General features: G+C 55.8%; 7 protein-coding genes. 6 read left to right on the forward strand and 1 reads right to left on the reverse strand.

Annotated features, from left to right (window positions below; translation table 11 throughout):
- The first annotated feature begins 180 nt into the window (after positions 1-180).
- Together JWF83_RS18440 and JWF83_RS18445 are read left to right on the forward strand one after the other, a co-directional pair.
- Positions 181-5,391, forward strand: a complete 5,211-nt coding sequence (locus JWF83_RS18440; protein WP_413651865.1) for a hypothetical protein — start codon at positions 181-183, stop codon at positions 5,389-5,391.
- Positions 5,392-5,548: 157 nt separating this feature from the next.
- Positions 5,549-10,774, forward strand: coding sequence for a hypothetical protein (locus JWF83_RS18445; protein ID WP_413651866.1), 5,226 nt, complete (start codon positions 5,549-5,551; stop codon positions 10,772-10,774).
- Positions 10,775-10,829: 55 nt separating this feature from the next.
- Here the strand turns inward: JWF83_RS18445 and JWF83_RS18450 are convergent, their stop codons facing one another.
- Entirely contained in the window at positions 10,830-11,774 is a 945-nt protein-coding gene (locus tag JWF83_RS18450; protein WP_413651867.1) for a sugar-binding transcriptional regulator, read from the reverse strand.
- Positions 11,775-11,996: 222 nt separating this feature from the next.
- Between JWF83_RS18450 and JWF83_RS18455 the strand changes: the two genes are divergently transcribed.
- Genes JWF83_RS18455 through JWF83_RS18470 form a run of 4 tightly spaced genes read left to right on the forward strand, consistent with a single transcriptional unit; the run spans position 11,997 to position 16,207 of the window.
- Positions 11,997-12,938, forward strand: coding sequence for a D-ribose ABC transporter substrate-binding protein (locus JWF83_RS18455; protein WP_413651868.1), 942 nt, complete (start codon positions 11,997-11,999; stop codon positions 12,936-12,938).
- 16 nt (positions 12,939-12,954) lie between these two features.
- The gene (locus JWF83_RS18460; protein ID WP_413651869.1) at positions 12,955-13,566 is read left to right on the forward strand and encodes a DUF2291 family protein; all 612 of its coding nucleotides are present in this window, start codon (positions 12,955-12,957) and stop codon (positions 13,564-13,566) included.
- Positions 13,563-15,098: a sugar ABC transporter ATP-binding protein gene (locus JWF83_RS18465; protein WP_413651870.1), complete on the forward strand. Its 1,536-nt coding sequence runs from the start codon at positions 13,563-13,565 to the stop codon at positions 15,096-15,098. Before JWF83_RS18460 ends, JWF83_RS18465 begins: the two co-directional genes overlap by 4 nt.
- A 2-nt stretch (positions 15,099-15,100) precedes the next feature.
- Positions 15,101-16,207 carry an ABC transporter permease gene (locus JWF83_RS18470; RefSeq protein WP_413651871.1) on the forward strand — a complete coding sequence of 369 codons (1,107 nt, stop codon included), beginning with the start codon at positions 15,101-15,103 and terminating at the stop codon, positions 16,205-16,207.
- The last annotated feature ends 42 nt before the right edge of the window (positions 16,208-16,249 follow it).

Genomic DNA, 16,249 nt, shown 5'->3' on the forward strand with positions numbered 1-16,249 from the left:
CGCGATATTATCGAAGAAAAAATTAAAGCGATGAAAGATGCGGTGGCGGCGGAGTATGCCGCAGAAGAGGGGGTAGTTAAACCGGAACCCCCGGCAGAAAATATCCCCACAGCATAAACGCGTTATCTTTTTATTAAATGACCTTCTTTATTGCGGCTGAATAAATAATGGTGGATGCGCATGACAGAATCAGGAAATATCACGCAGTTTCTGCAGAGTATCAATCGTCTGGGCGTCGGCGCACCACCGGCAGCGCAACCTATGTTTCCCTGTATCGCGATCGGTAATAGCGAGAAATCAATCGCGCAGGGCGACTTCCGCTATCGCAAACTGACACGACGTCAGCGCGTTGAGCTGAGAGAGCAGGCGCGGGCAGAACAGCGGCATGAGTCTGCCGCACTCTGGCAGACGTTGCTGACCGGAGTGCGGCTACTGCCCGCTCAGGGCGGCCTGCCGGCAGAACCTTTATTTCCTCCGATCTCCACTCCCGGCGCGGCGGCGATTAAGGCCGCAGCGGAGCTGGTTACCCGCTCCGGCTGGCGGGTTTGTGCCGGCTCTGCGCCGCCGCAGGCCGCCACAGAGCGCAGTCCTGATGCGCTAATGCCGCTCAATAGCGCGCTGACCGCCGCCAGCCACTATGGCATGCAGGCGCTGCAGGCGGTGGACCGGGCGCTGGGCGGCCTGTTTACTCAGTTGCTTCCCTGGCGAGGGGTCGGCGGCCAGAGCACCACTGCGCCAACGGCGGTGGCCGAAGCGGGCGGTTTACGGCCGAAACACTCCTGTTACCGGATTCATAAACAGGGTGATAACCACACCCTGTTTCGCCAGCAGATTGATGAGTTTATCGATCAGATGGGCTGGACGCTGGATGGCAATCAGCAGCAACAGCTGATAAATCATCTGTCGGCTACGGATATCATTTTTATCTACCCGTCATCACCGGACGGCAATCGCCCGCCGCGGGTGCATGAAGAGCATATGCGGATGCGCAGCATCCAGTATGAGATGGCGTTAAAAGATAAAACCGTGGCGGCTGACAGCCTCGGCGCGCGGATTATCGCCTGGGGAGATAAGCAGAACGAAAACAGCGTTATGCTGTTTATCGAGGGGACGAGAAATTATAACCCGTTCTATTTTCTCGCCTCAGGAGGCGAAGCGGTGCTGGGTTATTTTGCCCGCATCACCGGTGAATTATTCAGCGGAACGCTGCTGGATCGGGAACCGGGAGAAAGAGAAGTCGACAGGTTACTGCGGCTATCGATGAATATTGTGATCCCGGAGCAACTGGGCAGCAAGGCATTTAACTTCAGACCGCTCAGACCAGGCAGCGGCAAGCCGCTGGCGCAGTTGCCAGGCACGCTGATCAGCCATCCGCCAACCGGTATCACCGTACACTCGCTGCTGCAAAAAGAGATTAACGGCCAACGCTGGCTGCTTATTCCGCAGGGGGAAAACCAGGGGATGGCGATACCGGCAGGATCGGAGCCTGCTGCCAGCGTGCCGGCGACGCGCAATCCGCAATCCCGCTTATGGCGTATCAATCGGGTGGAGGGGGAGCACCGCTTCAGCCACAGCCAGCAGCCGGAGCTGTTAATAAAATTCGGCGATCGCTACCAGCCGGTGAAGTTCTCCCCTGAGGATGGCTGCTGCATCCTGCCGGACGGCGAGAAAATTTATTTCCACAGTATCAGCCAGCAATGGACTCTGTTCTATCCCGGCAACAGTCACCTGCATGCGCGCGCGCTGTCGGTGATTGGCGAAAACTTAATTCAGCCCGGACCGGGGCAGCAGGGGGTGCTGGCCGGCATCGGCCCGCAGGAAGGCCGGGTGTGGTCGGTGGCCAGCAGCGGTAAGCAGTATCTGGAGGTGCGCGCGCAGGGCGCTGTCGCCAGCAACGTCGATATCGGCTATGTCGAAGGCCGTTTGGAGGGTGAATTTTTCACCATCAGCGCCAGCGAAAGCCAGCCGGTATACCGTCAGACGGTGCTGAAATGGCAGCCGACCAGTCAGAAATGGGACAGTACTGCTACCTCGCCGTTTCACCTGCTGAAAAACGCCGACGGCCATATCGACCTGACATGGCTGCAGCGCATCCTTAATCCAGCGCGGGATCTGATCGCGGTGCATCAGCGTCCGGGACTGTACCGTGTTGGCCGGGACTATTTTTTGCGCTGGGAGAACAGCGCCGATGGCGTGGCGCGCTATCTGGAGGTACTCCCAGGCGAAAAGAACAATGAATACCGCACCCCGCAGCCTGCCGCAGAGGGTGAAGTCTATTTTCGCTATGACGAACATCATGCGCAGTGGCAGTTTTTGTCATTCACCCATGACGCCTTTGCCGCGCTGCCGCCACGGGTCAAAGTGCAGCCGACCTTTCCATTCTCCGCCGACTACGCGCTGCCGGAATACCGCAATACCTATCTCAGCGGCAGTGATATCTGGATCCATACCGGCGCCGATCGGCATGGGGTGGCGGAGTATATCCATGTGCAGCAGGATGCGGTTGACGGCGATCTGTTCTCTCTTCGGGTGCCGAATGAGCGCGGCCCGGATAGCCTGTGGGTGTTCCGCTATGATGAAGACGATGAGTTTGTGCTGGAAGAACAACGTCTGTGTCAGCCGCGTGGCAGGCGCGGTAACGATGATGAATGCGTTGCCGGTCCATCCGGCATCCAGCCGCCAGTGAAAAAAGTACGCACCGAGCCGCCGGGCGAGGCATATGAGCTGACATGGCTTGAGCAGCATCCGCGCCTGTTGCAGGAAACCCTGGTAGCAGAAGACGACGCTAGCGTGCGCGGCAAAAAGAACCTCGCTTATGCGCTGCGTCTCAGTCTGGCATCGCCACTGGATATTTCGGTGAACGCCATCGCCGCCCATAGCGGAGTGGAAGTGCGTCGCCTGCGCGCGTGGTTAAGCAGAACCACGCCGGAGATACATCGCTGGTTTGTCAGCTATCCGCAGCAGGCGGCGGAAAGTGATATTAATTATGCCCTGCGCCTGTGCCGGTTGTCGGCGCAAGGGATCACCCTGACCGCGATTGCCAGACATACCGGGGTGAAAGAGAACGTTATCCGCATGTGGTTAAAACGCTTCCCGTCGGATGAAATACAATGGTTTATCCTTAATCCCCGGCGTGAACAGGAAAGCAGTATGGAGTACGCCCTGCGCCTGTCCCAGTTGCCGGAAAGCGGCGCCAGTTTAGCGGCGATCGCTGAGCATGCCGGGGTTTATGAGAAGAACCTGCGAACCAGTTTAAAAACACTCTCTTCCCAGGGGCAGCAATGGCTGGACAGCCATCCGCAGCGCCAAACCGAAACGGATATGGATTATGCCCTGCGCCTCAGTTGGTTGCCCCATGAAGGGGTTCCCTACAGCGCCATCGCTATGCATGCGCGGGTAAACGAAAAGAGCCTGCGATCGCGCTTACACCGTCTGCCGGCGGAAGTTCATCAATGGCTGAACAGTTATCCGCGTGCTGAGAAGGAAGAGGATATGGCCTATGCCATCCGCCTGTACCAGACGCCGCATGACAAAGTCACTACCACGATGATCGCCACCCGCGCCGGTGTGGATGAGTCGCTGCTGTTAGAGCGTTTAGGCCAGTCCCGGGTCGATAAGCTGGCGTCACAGCGCGAGAAGCAATGGCTTAACAGCCATCCGCGCAATCTGCGCGAGAGTAATATCGACTATGCGCTGCGTCTGACCCGGCTGCGCGACGGACAGGTGATGGCCGGAACCCTGACGAAGAAGCTGATCAAAAATAACACTATCGCTCTGCATGCCCGGATCACGCCGCAATTCCTGTCGATGAATATCGTCAGAATGAGAAATGCTCAGCAGTGGCTGAATAATCACCCGCGTCTGCTGTCGGAGCTGCTGACGGACGGCGACAGTTTTCTTACCGTGGCGGATAAGAACCGCCAGTATGCATTACGGCTGGTTAAACTGCGCAACCAGCAGCAGAAAACGCTAATGATCCGCAACAGCGACATTGCCGGGCATAGCTGGGTTCCTGAGCGGAAACTGAAAGAGTGGCTACAGGGTGAGAAAACCGACTGGTTTAGCAGCGTGCCGCGCGAATCGGCAGAACTGGTGACGGAAGACGAGAGTGAATTTACTATTCTGCACAAGAATCAGCTCTATGCCCGCCGGCTTGATTTCAGACGCGCAGAGCAACATATGGGCTGGCTGATTACCGATAAAAATATTGCCACCCAGGCCGGGGTCACCATGAGCTCGTTCAGACTGGCGCTGAAACCTGAATTTGACCACCCCAGGCCGCAACCTGTCCGCAGCTATGACGCGGAAATGCTGGAACCGACCCATGGCTTACTGCATCTGCAACTGAAACAGAATCCGCCGCTGCTGGCCGACCCGCGGCAGCCGGCGCGCAGTATCACCAGTGAAGTGATTAGCGGGCCGGTATTTATTTCCGATATCCAGAATATCGTCAAAGGGCTGCCAAAAGAGCAACGCGAAGAGGTGGCGCACCGCTTTGCCAGCGAGGCGCAGCTGCTGGTGGAGAGCGATGGCGGCCGGCAGGACTTTTTTATCGATGAAAAAGATGAGCGGCAACCGGGGTTGTTAAGCCAGAAACTGGAAATCCACTATAACGAGCAAACACCGGACCTCGGCTGGCAAATTATCGCCAGAGAAGCCTTTAAGGCGTATGAATTTGTCGGCGCCTATAGCGGCATCTTTCATCGGGATGCGGTTTCGCTGCGGGAAGAGTATAAAAAAATGGGTTCCCAGTCGGTACTGACTTATCTCTGGGGCGTCTATAAGGGCGAAGGCGCGGTCAGCGGTTATCAGAATGCCAACAAACTGGCGCTGATTAACACTGCCGCGCTGGCCGGGCACGCCTCACAAGGAGAGAATAATCTGGCGGTGGGTTATATTAATGATAAGATCCCATTTTATTACACCACCCGGAACATTGAAAAAGGCGATAAGCTGCTGATCTCTTATGGCAACTATTACCAGCCGGACTATCTGATCCAGACCGCCATCAATAACGATGTGATCCGCATTATTGCTGGCGAGGAAAAACGCTATTTTATCATTAAAGATATGGCAGGAAAGACCGCGCATATTTATGGCCCGGCTGGTGAAGTGGATGTATTACCTGCCGGTGTGGATAAAAGCATGCTAAAAGAGCGACTGGATAATCGTGGCATTGTCCGCTACGACGCCATCAGTAAAAAAACCGCTAAAAGAATCGCCATCAGTAAAGATGATGAAAATAATCTCTATCATGCGCTGGCGAAAGCGATAAACCCGCTGGCCGGACGCGATATTATCGAAGAAAAAATTAAAGCGATGAAAGAGGCGGTAGCGGCGCACTATGCCGCAGAGGAAGGGGTAGTTAAACTGGAACCCCTGAATATGTAGGGGCGGCATTAATGCCGCCCGTGCTGAAAATTAGCACCGGTCGTAATGACGGCATTAATGCCGCCCGTGCTGAAAATTAGCACCGGTCGTGATGGGGTTGTATTCCATTATTAAATTATTTTCGCAGCGGTGGCTGAATAAATAATGGTGAACAGAGATGCCAGAATCAGGAAATATCACGCGGTTTCTGCACTATATTAATGATCCCGGCTGCGGAACGCCGCTTGCCGCGTCATCGGCTATTCCCTGTATCGCCGTCGCTAATAGCGAAAAAACGATCGCGCAGGGCGACTTCCGTTATACAAAACTGACGCGTCGCCAGCGGGTTGAGCGAAGAGAGCGGGCGCGGGCAGAGCTGGTGCGTGAGTCAGGCGCAACATGGCAATCGCTGCTGACCGGGGTGCGGGTACTGCCCGCTCAGGGCATACTGGCTGCAGAACCACTATTTTCCCCGCTGTCCACGCCCGCTGCGGAAGCCATTAAAGCCGCAGCGGGACTGCTTACCCGCGCTGACTGGCCGCTGTATGCCGGTTCCGCCTTACCACCGCCCGCAACCGCAGCGACAAATACTGCCCTGGTCACCGCCAGCCACTACGCTATGCAGGCGATACATGCTGTAGATCGGACATTTAGCCGCCTGATTAATCAGTTGCTGCCGTGGGATCAGAGCGCCGCGACCACCACTTCCACCCAGGCTTCCGCTGTCGGCAGTGCAGCCACCGGCGCAGGGCAAAGCCTGCCGGCTTACCGTATCCATTATCGCGGCGATAACAGCAGCCGGTTCCGGCAGCAGATTGATGAGTTCCTTGAGCGCATGGGCTGGGCGATCGATGCGCAACAGCGGCAGCAACTGATGACCACTCTGCTGGGGCGTGACATTATTTTTCTCTATCCCGGCCTCCCCGACGTCAACCGTCCGGAGCGTGCTCATGAGGAGGTGATGAGAGGGCGCACCATCCAGTATGAGATGTCGCTTAAAGATAAAACCGTGGCGGCGGAGAGTATCGGCGGCCGAATCATTGCCTGGGGCGATGAACAGAGCGAAAACAGTGTGATGCTGTTTAAGCAGGGTACGCAAAGTTATAACCCGCTGCATTTTCTCGCCTCGGGAGGAGAAGCGATTCTGGGGTATTTTGCCCGCGTCACCGGCGAGCTGTTTAGCGGCACGCTGCTCGATCGGGAACCGGGAGAAAGAGAAGTCGACCGGCTGCTCCGGCTGTCGATGAATGTGGTGATGCCGGAAAAGCCGGGCAACAAAGTATTTACTCTCCGGCTGACCAGGCCGGTCAGCAGCAGCGGGTTAAAGCCGGGCACGCAACTGCCGGGTACGCTGATTTCGCATCCGCCAACCGGCATCACCCTGCACTCGGTGCTGCAAAAAGAGATTAACGGCCAGCGCTGGCAGCTGATCCCGCACGGGGAGAACAGCGGGGTCGCCGTGCAGTCAGACGCCACGTCGGTGATTAGCCGTCCGGCGACGCGTAATCCGCAGAGCAATCTGTGGCGCATCGATAAGCTCAGCGGCGAGCACCGCTTTAGCCACGGCCAGCCGCCGGAGCTGTTGATTAAATGGGGCGAGCACTACCAGCCAGCGACATTTTCGCCTGAGGATGGCACCTGCATCCTGGCGGGGGGCGAGAAGATTTATTTCAGCGAGACCAGCCAGCAATGGCAACTGTTTTACGCCGGCAATAAACATCTGCATGCCCGGGCCCTGTCCGTGCTGCCTGAGAGCGTAATCCAGTCGGAACCGGGTCAGCAGCAGGTGCTGTCCGGCGTCGGACCGGAGGAGTGCCGGGTATGGTCGGTGGCCAGTAGCGGTAAACAGTATCTGGAGGTGCGATCGCAGGGCGCTGGCGCCAGCCATGTCACGATTGGCTATGTCGCGGGGCGTATGGAGGGCGCGTTTTTTAGCCTCCAGCTGGCGGAGAGCCAGCCGGTTTATCGCCAGACCGTGCTGAAGTGGCAACCGAAGCTGCAAAAATGGGATAGCGCAGGCTCTCCGTTTAGTCTGCTAAAGAGTGCCGAAGGCAATATTGACCGGACATGGCTACAGTCGATCCTCAATCCAGCGGCTGATCTGATCGCGCTGCATCAGCGCCCGGGGTTGTATCGCATTGGCCGGGACCATTTTCTGCGCTGGGAAAGCACTGCCGACGGCGTGGCGCGCTATCTGGAGGTGATCCCTGGCGAAAGGAGCGATGAATACCGCACCCCGCAGCCAGCCGCCGGGGGCGAAGTTTATTTCCGCTATGACGAAAAACGCGCGCAGTGGCAGTTTCTGCCGTTCACCCATCAGGCGTTTGCCGGGCTGCCGCCACAGGTCAAAGTGCAACCGACTATTCCGTTCTCCGCCGATTACGCGCTGCCGGAATATCGCAATGTTTACCTCAGCGGCGATGATATCTGGATCCATACCGGCGCCGATCGCCATGGGGTGGCGGAGTATATCCGCGTACAGCAGGATGCGGTTGATGGCGATCTGTTCAGTCTCCGCGTGGCGAATCCGCACGGGCCGGATAGCCTGTGGGTGTTTCGCTATGATGAGGATGATGAGTTTGTGCTGGAAGAAACACGTTTATGCCAGCCACGTGGCCGACGTGCGAACGGCGACGAATGCGTGGCCGGCCCATCCGGGCTCAGTGGACAGCATGACAGCGACAGTGATCAGCCAGTGGACAAAAAAACGCGCGGCAGCAAGGATCCGGACCCCGCGACACAGACGTGGCTTAATCAGCATCCACGTCAGCCGTCGGAAACCTTCACTCAGTTTGATAATGTTATTGAACGTGGCAAAAAGAACCTTGCCTATGCGCTGCGGCTGAGTATCTCATCGCCGCTAAATGTCACGGTGAATACCATTGCCGCTCATGCCGGGGTGGACGTGCGCCGGTTGCGCTCCTGGTTAAGCAAAACTACGCCGGCGGTTCAGCGCTGGTTTGTCAGCCATCCGCAACGGCCGGGGGAAAATAATATGAGCTATGCCGTACGTCTGGCGCGGATGAAAGATGAAGGCGTTTCGCTGACCGCCATTGCCAGACATACCGGGGTGAAGGAGGTCAGCATCCGCATGTGGTTACTCCGCTTCCCGAGCGATGAGGTGCAGTGGTTTGCCAGCTACCCGCGCCAGCCGCAGGAAAGTAATATGGAATATGCCCTGCGCTTATGTCGGTTACCGGAGGATGGCGCCAGTATCGGGGCCATCGCGCAACATGCCGGGGTGAGTGAAAACATCCTGCGCAGCAGTTTAAGAAAGTTAACGCCACAGGGACAGCAATGGCTGGAGAGCCATCCGCAATATAAAACGGAAACCGATATGGACTATGCCCTGCGTCTCGCCTGGCTGTCCGATAAAAGCGTTACCCTGAGCGCCATCGCCTTGCATGCGAAGGTGAATGAAAGGAGCCTGCGATCGCGCTTGCAGCGGGTGCCGGCGGAGGTTCTGCAATGGATGAACCTGTATCCGCAGGGGGAAGAGGAGGATGCCATGGCCTACGCATTGCGCCTCTACCAGACGCCGCATGAGAAGGTCACCACGGCGATAATCGCCACGCGCGCCGGGGTCGATGAATCGCTGCTGTTAGAGCGCTTAGGCCAGTCGCAGCTGGATAAACTGGCATCAGAGGAGGAGAAACAGTGGTTCGCCGCTCACCCGCGTAATCCGCGGGAGAGCAATATTGAGTATGCCCTGCGTCTGATTAAGTTGCGTGACGAAGCGGTGGTAGTGGGCAGTCTGGCGAAAAAACTGATTAAAAATAATACTATTGCGCTCTACTGCCGGCTGACGCCGCAGTTCCTTTCGATGAGCTTTATCAGAACCCGCAATTCACAACAGTGGCTGAATAATCACTCCCGTCTGGAGCAGGAGCTGCCGGCGGCCGGCGACAGTTTTGCTGTCAGCGCGCACAAGAACCAGCAGTATGCATTACGCCTGATTAAGCTGCGTAATCAGCAGAAGAAATCGGCAGTGGTGAGAAATAGCGAGATTGCCGGGCATGCCTGGGTGCCGGAGCGGAAACTGAAAACCTGGCTGCAAGAGGCGCGGGTTGCCTGGTTTAGCGGCATACTGCGGGAATCGGCTGAAGTGGGGGCGGAAGAGGAGAGTGAACTGATTATTCAGTATAAAAATCAGTTATATGCCCGACGGCTCGATCTCAGGCGCGCGCAGGATGATATGGGCTGGCTGATTAGTGATAAACATATTATCACTGAGGCCGGGGTGACAAGGGCGTCGTTCCGCCAGGCGCTGGATCCGGCATTTGCCGGCAGTGCTCCGCGCCCGGTCTCGCCACTGGAAACTGAATTGCTGGAGCCGACCCATGGATTACTGCACCTGCAGCTGAAACAAAACCCGCCGTTGCTGACCGATCCGCTGGATCCACAGCGCAGTATCACCAAAGAGGTCATTAGCGGGCCGGTATTTATTTCCGATATTCAGAAGATTGTCAGAAGGCTGCCAAAAGAACAGCGTGAAGAAGTGGCGCACCGTTTTGCCAGTCAGGCACAGCAACTGGTGGAGAGCGATGGTAGCCAGCAGGACTTTTTTTTCGATGCCAAAGGCGACAAACAGCCCGGATTATTAAGCCAGAAGCTGGAGATCCACTATAACGAGCAAACGCCGCAACTGGGATGGCAGATCATCGCCCGCGAGGCGTTTGAGCGATATGAATTTCTCGGTATCTATAGCGGCGTTTTTCATAAGGATGCACTTTCACTGCGCAATGAATTTAAAAAAATGGGCTCGCAGTCGGTACTCTCTTATCTGTGGTCCACCTATAAGGGCGATGAATCGGTCAGCGGTTATCAGAATGCCAATAAACTGGCGTTAATTAATACCGCTGAATTGATCGGACATCCCTCACAGGGGAAAAATAATCTGGCGGTCGGTTATATTAACGATAAACTGCCGTTTTATTACACCACGCAGCCGATAGAGAAAGGCGAACAGCTGATGATCTCATACGGAGATTACTATCAGCCAAACTATTTACTGCAAACCGCCATCAACAATGATGTGATTCGTCTGATTGCCCGCGAACAGCAGTGCTATTTTCGCGTAAAAGGTATCTTTGGCGATGTAGCGCATATTTACGGCCCCGATGGCGAAGTTGATAGCTTACCTGAAAATACGCACAGCTATATTTTGCAAGAGCGGCTGGATAAGCGCGGTATGATCAGATATGACGCGATAAGTAATAAAAGCGGTAAAAAATTCGCCCTGAGTAAAAATGACGAAAATAATCTGTATCACGCGCTGGCTAAGGCCATGAATCCGCTGGCCGGGCGCGATATGATTGAAGAAAAAATTCAGGCAATGAAAGCTACCGTCGCGGCGGAGTACGAAAAGGAGCAGCAGGGGGAAATTAAAGCTGAACCCTTGTGAGGGCGGGATAACTGAAATACTGCAGGGGAGCCGTCAATGGCTCCCGTCGTCCGGGCTATATCAGCAAACGCGCTGTCGGGTAATCGACAACAATCACGTTAATATAGTGGCCATTTAACGCACCGCGAATGGCATTGGCTTTCTCTTTGCCGCCGGCCAGCGCCACCACCTGCGGACAGTCACGCAGCTGTTCCAGCTCCATACCAATCACCGGATCTTCCTCTTTGCTTAATACCGCGCGTCCGTCGGCGTCGAAGTAGTGCAGGCACAGGTCGCCTACCGCGCCGCGTTCCGCCAGGGTTTTCAGCATGGCCTGATCATAGTAGTTGCCTGAATTGCGCAACAGCTGCGACGGTTCCAGGTCGCCGATGCCGACCACCGCCACATCCACTTCGGAGAATTTGCTGACCACTTCCGCCACATCGGCGTTGGACACCATTCGCGCGCGTTCGTCTACTGCCCGCTCAATGCTTTGCGCCGGTAACAGCCATGCCGGACAGCTCAGATGGGCCGCCAGGGTCTGCGTCAGAATGGTCGCCTGCACATTGCCGTTGGCGCCGACGCCGCCAAGCAACTGGATCACGCCGCGCGCTTTTACGCTTTGCGGATGCAGTTCATCGACCATCGCGCGGATGGTGCTGCTCCAGGAAGAGAGGCCGACCAGGTCTTCAGCGCCAACACGGGTTTCCATATAGTGCGCCGCCGCCGAGCCAATCGCCTGCTTAACCTGATGCGCGCTGGCTTCTTCCGCCACGTCGACCACGATGGCCTGCTGAATGCCATATTTTTCTTCGATGCATTTTTCCAGCGCCGGGAAAATATTGCTGGGTTGTACCACGCTAATTTTCACCAGTCCCTCTTTCAGGCAGCGATTCAAAATGCGCGACACAAAGGATTGCGACAAATTGAGCGAGCGGGCGATATCCGACTGCTTCTTGTTTTCCATGTAGTAGAGCGTGGCGATTTTCACCATCAGCCGCTGCTCATCCTGCTTTGACATAGTACCTCCTTCCTGACGACTGCAACATTGTCGTGCAAATCACCACAGCTGTATAGCGGCATCTGGCGGAGCCGCAGGTGGCTGTCGGATTGCTGAATAAAGCAACAAACTGTGATCCTTTTCGCTTTTCCTGGTTTTGTCATTCGACAAACCTGCGGGGCTGACACATAGTATATTGAATAATAAGTCATGAGTGAATATATATTCAACGTGGAGATAATAATGAAAAGTACCCTACTGAAAGTGTCACTGATTGCATCGGCAATGGTTGTTTCCTCTTCTCTGCTGGCGGCAGATAAAGGGATGATTGCCATTATTACCCCGTCACACGATAACCCGTTTTTCAAAGCTGAAGCGGAGGGCGCAAAAGCTAAAGCGCTGGAGCTCGGCTACACCACGCTGGTGGCGTCGCATGATGATGACGTTAACAAACAAAACCAGTTAATCGAAACCGCCATCGCGCGCAAAGCCAAAGCCATTGTGCTGGATAACGCCGGGGCGGATGCCACCGTCGGTCCGCTGGAGAAGGCCAAAGCGGCGGGCATTCCGACTTTTCTTATCGACCGTGAAGTGAACAAAACCGGTATCGCGGTAGCGCAAATCGTTTCCAATAACTATCAGGGAGCCCAGCTCGGCGCGACCAAGTTCGCCAAATTGCTGAACGGCAAAGGTGAGTATGTGGAACTGCTGGGTAAAGAGTCCGATACCAACTCCGGCGTGCGTTCGCAGGGGTATCACGATGTGCTGGACGACTTTGCGGACCTGAAAATGGTGGCGCAACAGAGTGCGAACTGGAGCCAGACCGAAGCTTTTAGCCGCATGGAAACCATTCTGCAAAAACATCCGAACATCGTTGGCGTGATTTCCGGTAATGACACTATGGCGCTGGGTGCGGAAGCGGCGCTGAAGTCAGCGGGTAAAACCAATGTCATCGTGGTCGGTTTTGACGGCAGTGATTACGTCCGCGATTCCATTCTGAAGAAAAGCAATATTAAAGCCACGGTGCTGCAACCGGGTTGGGCCCAGGCGCAGATGGCGATTGAACAGGCCGATTACTATCTGAAAAACGGTAAAGCGCAGAAAGAAGAGAAGCAACTGATGGACTGTGTGCTGATCGACGAAACCAACGCCAGCAAGCTGAAAGTGTTCAACCTGTCTGAATAGCGCTAAGAGGCTGATTATGTCGAAAAAACAATGGGGCATAAGTGTGCTGTCTGGTGCCTCTTTGTTGCTGACAGCTTGCACCGTGGTGGATCTGGATGCGGATGGCAAACCGATCATCCCGCCCGATCCGAACGCCAAAGCCAGCTACAGCAATCAAACCCCGCAGCAGGTGGTGCAGGAGACCTGGGACAGCAAAGTGATGTCCACAGCGAAAACCCATGCCCTTGACTGGCCAGCGTTGCAGCAACGCAGCCATATGCTGAAAGCGGGCAGCAGTGAGAGCGTGTTTGTCAAAGCGCGTGGTCAGGTAACGGCATTTAACAGCGTCAGTGACCGCGAACGTAATCTGGCGATCAGCTTTAACGGTATGCCGGTGACGGTACAACTCGGGCCGGTGATCCGCAGTAATGCGATTCGTGATGCCGCCGGCTTTAATTTTGCGGATTTTACTAACCAGGTACAGTTCGCCCAGCTGACTAAAGCACTAAACCGCCAGGCGGTGAAACAGTTACCGCCGGTCGATGCCAGCTGGCAGGGTAAAACCGTCGACACGGTGGTCGCCGTCACCTTTAGTCAGGATGGCGTGCAGGATGCCGTGGCGCTGACGCTGACACCGGAGGCGCCATGATCTCTGAAAATAAGGGCCAGCCGGGCGATCTGATCCTCGAAACGCGCGGCGTATCGATGCTGTTTCCCGGCACTCTGGCGCTGGATCGTATCGATTATCACGTCTGGCGCGGCAAAGTTAACGTGATTATCGGTGAAAACGGCGCCGGTAAATCAACGCTGATGAAGATCCTCGCCGGGGTGCAGCAGCCCAGCAGCGGCGAGATTTGGCTGAACGGTAAGCAGGTACATCTGGCGAATACCCGTGAAGCGGCGCGGCTCGGTATCGGCATGGTGCATCAGGAGCTGAATCTGTTTGAAAACCTGAGCGTGGCGGAAAATATTTTTCTCGGGCGGGAAATCCAGCGCGGCCTGATGCCGATTGATCAGGCGTCGCAGGAGCAGCGTACCGCAGAGCTATTGCAGCGGCTGGATCAGCCGATTTCGCCACGTGAGCTGGTAGCCAACCTGAAGGTCGGGCAACAGCAACTGGTCGAGATTGCCAAAGCGCTGGCGGAAGACGCCGATATTTTGATTCTCGACGAGCCGACCTCCGCATTGAGTAAAACCGAAGTGGCGATTCTGTTCCGCGTGATCCGCGAGCTGACCCGTCAGGGGGTAACCATTATCTATATTTCGCACCGGCTGGAAGAGCTGATGGCGATTGGCGATGTGATCACCATTCTGCGTGACGGCAAGTTTCAGGCCGAGGCGCAGGTGGGTGAGATCGATGTCCCCTGGATTGTGCGGGAAATGCTCGGCAGCGAACCGGTGAGCAACTTTCTCAAACCGGGTCGTCAGTTCGGCGCGCCGGTACTGGAAGCGGAGCATATTACCTGCGTTAACGCCGCCGGTAATACGCTGGTCAACGATGTGTCGTTTAACGTGCGTGCCGGGGAGATTGTCGGCATTTACGGCCTGATGGGCGCAGGGCGTACCGAGTTGTTTGAGTGCCTGCTCGGCACCCAGCGTCACTACCTCGGCAAACTGTGGCTCGACAGCAAACCGGTGCCGAATCGGTTATCGACTGCCGACCGCATCCGTATGGGGATGAGTCTGGTGCCGGAAGATCGTAAACGCGCCGGGATTTTTCCGGTGTCATCGGTTGCCAGTAATCTCACCATCGCCAGCCTGTGGCGTCGTCTCTCCTGGCGCTTTGCCATTGCGCAGCAGCAGGAGCATGCGGTGGTGGCCAGTACCGTCGGCAATCTGTCGATTAAGGTATCGTCGCCGGAGGTCTCGATACAGGCGCTGAGCGGCGGCAATCAGCAGAAAGTGGTTATTGGCCGCTCCCTGCTGACCAATCCAAAGTTACTGCTGCTGGATGAGCCGAGTCGCGGCATTGATGTCGGCGCGAAGGCTGATGTATTTCGCATGATGGTTGAGCTGTCAGACCGGGGGATTGCGGTGATTTTTTCCACCTCCGATTTGAAAGAGATTATGGCGGTTTCCGACCGGATCCTGGTGATGTCGGGTGGGAAGCTTACGGCTGATATTCCGCGCGACAGCGCAGAAGAGTCGGCACTGGTTAAAGCAAGCGCCCAGGGGTTTTGACAATGAAAAATAGCACCAGCGTTGCCGTGGCAGCGCAGCCGGCCAAGGCGTTTAACTCACGCGAAAGCCTGATTTTACTGTTGTTGAAGATGCGTACTTTTATTGCGCTGTTTCTGATTGTCGGTTTCTTTGCCTTCACTGTCCCGGACTTCCTCGCCATCGGCAGTCTGGTGATCATGATTAAACATATCGCCATTAACGCTTTTCTCGCGCTGGGGATCACTTTTGTGATTATCACCGCCGGGATCGATCTGTCGATCGGCGCCACCCTCGGGCTGTGCGGCATGATCGCCGGCTGGCTGATTACCAAAGGCATTGTATTGCCGATGTTCGGCATCGCGATTTTCCCCAGCGTCTGGGTGATCGTACCGGTGGTATTGCTGATTGGTGCGCTGATTGGCGCCGGTAATGGCTGGATTATTACCCGCTACAACGTGGCCCCTTTTATCTGCACGCTGGGCACCATGTATATCCTGCGCGGGGCGGCGATGCTCACCTCCGGCGGCGAAACCTTTCCCGGGCTGGCGGGTAATCCGCAACTGGGAAATACCGGTTTCGATGCGATTGGCGCCGGTACGCTGTTTGGTTTGCCCTATGCCATCTGGATGATGATTGTGCTGGCGCTGGTAATTGGTTATATCGCCAAACGACTGCCGTTTGGTCGGCAGGTGTATGCCATCGGCGATAACGAAAAGGCCGCAGAACTCTCCGGCGTGCGGGTTAAGCAGATCAAAATTCTGGTGTATACCCTGTCCGGCTTCTGTGCCGCCATCGCCGGTATCGTGGTGTCATCACAGCTGGTCGCCAGTCATCCGGCTAACGGTACGGCATTTGAAATGAATGCTATTGCCGCAGTGGTATTAGGCGGTACTTCACTGGCCGGCGGGCGCGGCACCATTATCGGTACGCTAATCGGGGCGTTTGTCATCGGTTTTCTCGCCGATGGTCTGATTATGATGGGCGTCAGTGAATTCTGGCAGATGGTGATTAAAGGCATTGTGATTATTGTCGCTGTGATTATCGATCAGATGCAAAACCGTATGCAGCAAAAAGCGGCGGTGGTGGCGCAGAAAGCGGTGATCCAGCAGGGAGAAGCGAGCCGCCAGTAGCGGGCTGACTTAGTTTTGTATCTTTTTTTACCCGTCATGAAT

The organism is Pantoea sp. B65 (assembly GCF_047308185.1).
In the GTDB taxonomy this organism is placed as follows: Bacteria; Pseudomonadota; Gammaproteobacteria; order Enterobacterales; family Enterobacteriaceae; genus Erwinia.

What these genes read in the sequence shown, in the direction of transcription:
- JWF83_RS18440 (WP_413651865.1), top strand. Translation starts at nt 181, where the DNA reads ATGACAGAATCAGGAAATATCACGCAGTTTCTGCAGAGTATCAATCGT.
- JWF83_RS18445 (WP_413651866.1), top strand. Translation starts at nt 5,549, where the DNA reads ATGCCAGAATCAGGAAATATCACGCGGTTTCTGCACTATATTAATGAT.
- JWF83_RS18450 (WP_413651867.1), bottom strand. Translation starts at nt 11,774, where the DNA reads ATGTCAAAGCAGGATGAGCAGCGGCTGATGGTGAAAATCGCCACGCTC.
- JWF83_RS18455 (WP_413651868.1), top strand. Translation starts at nt 11,997, where the DNA reads ATGAAAAGTACCCTACTGAAAGTGTCACTGATTGCATCGGCAATGGTT.
- JWF83_RS18460 (WP_413651869.1), top strand. Translation starts at nt 12,955, where the DNA reads ATGTCGAAAAAACAATGGGGCATAAGTGTGCTGTCTGGTGCCTCTTTG.
- JWF83_RS18465 (WP_413651870.1), top strand. Translation starts at nt 13,563, where the DNA reads ATGATCTCTGAAAATAAGGGCCAGCCGGGCGATCTGATCCTCGAAACG.
- JWF83_RS18470 (WP_413651871.1), top strand. Translation starts at nt 15,101, where the DNA reads ATGAAAAATAGCACCAGCGTTGCCGTGGCAGCGCAGCCGGCCAAGGCG.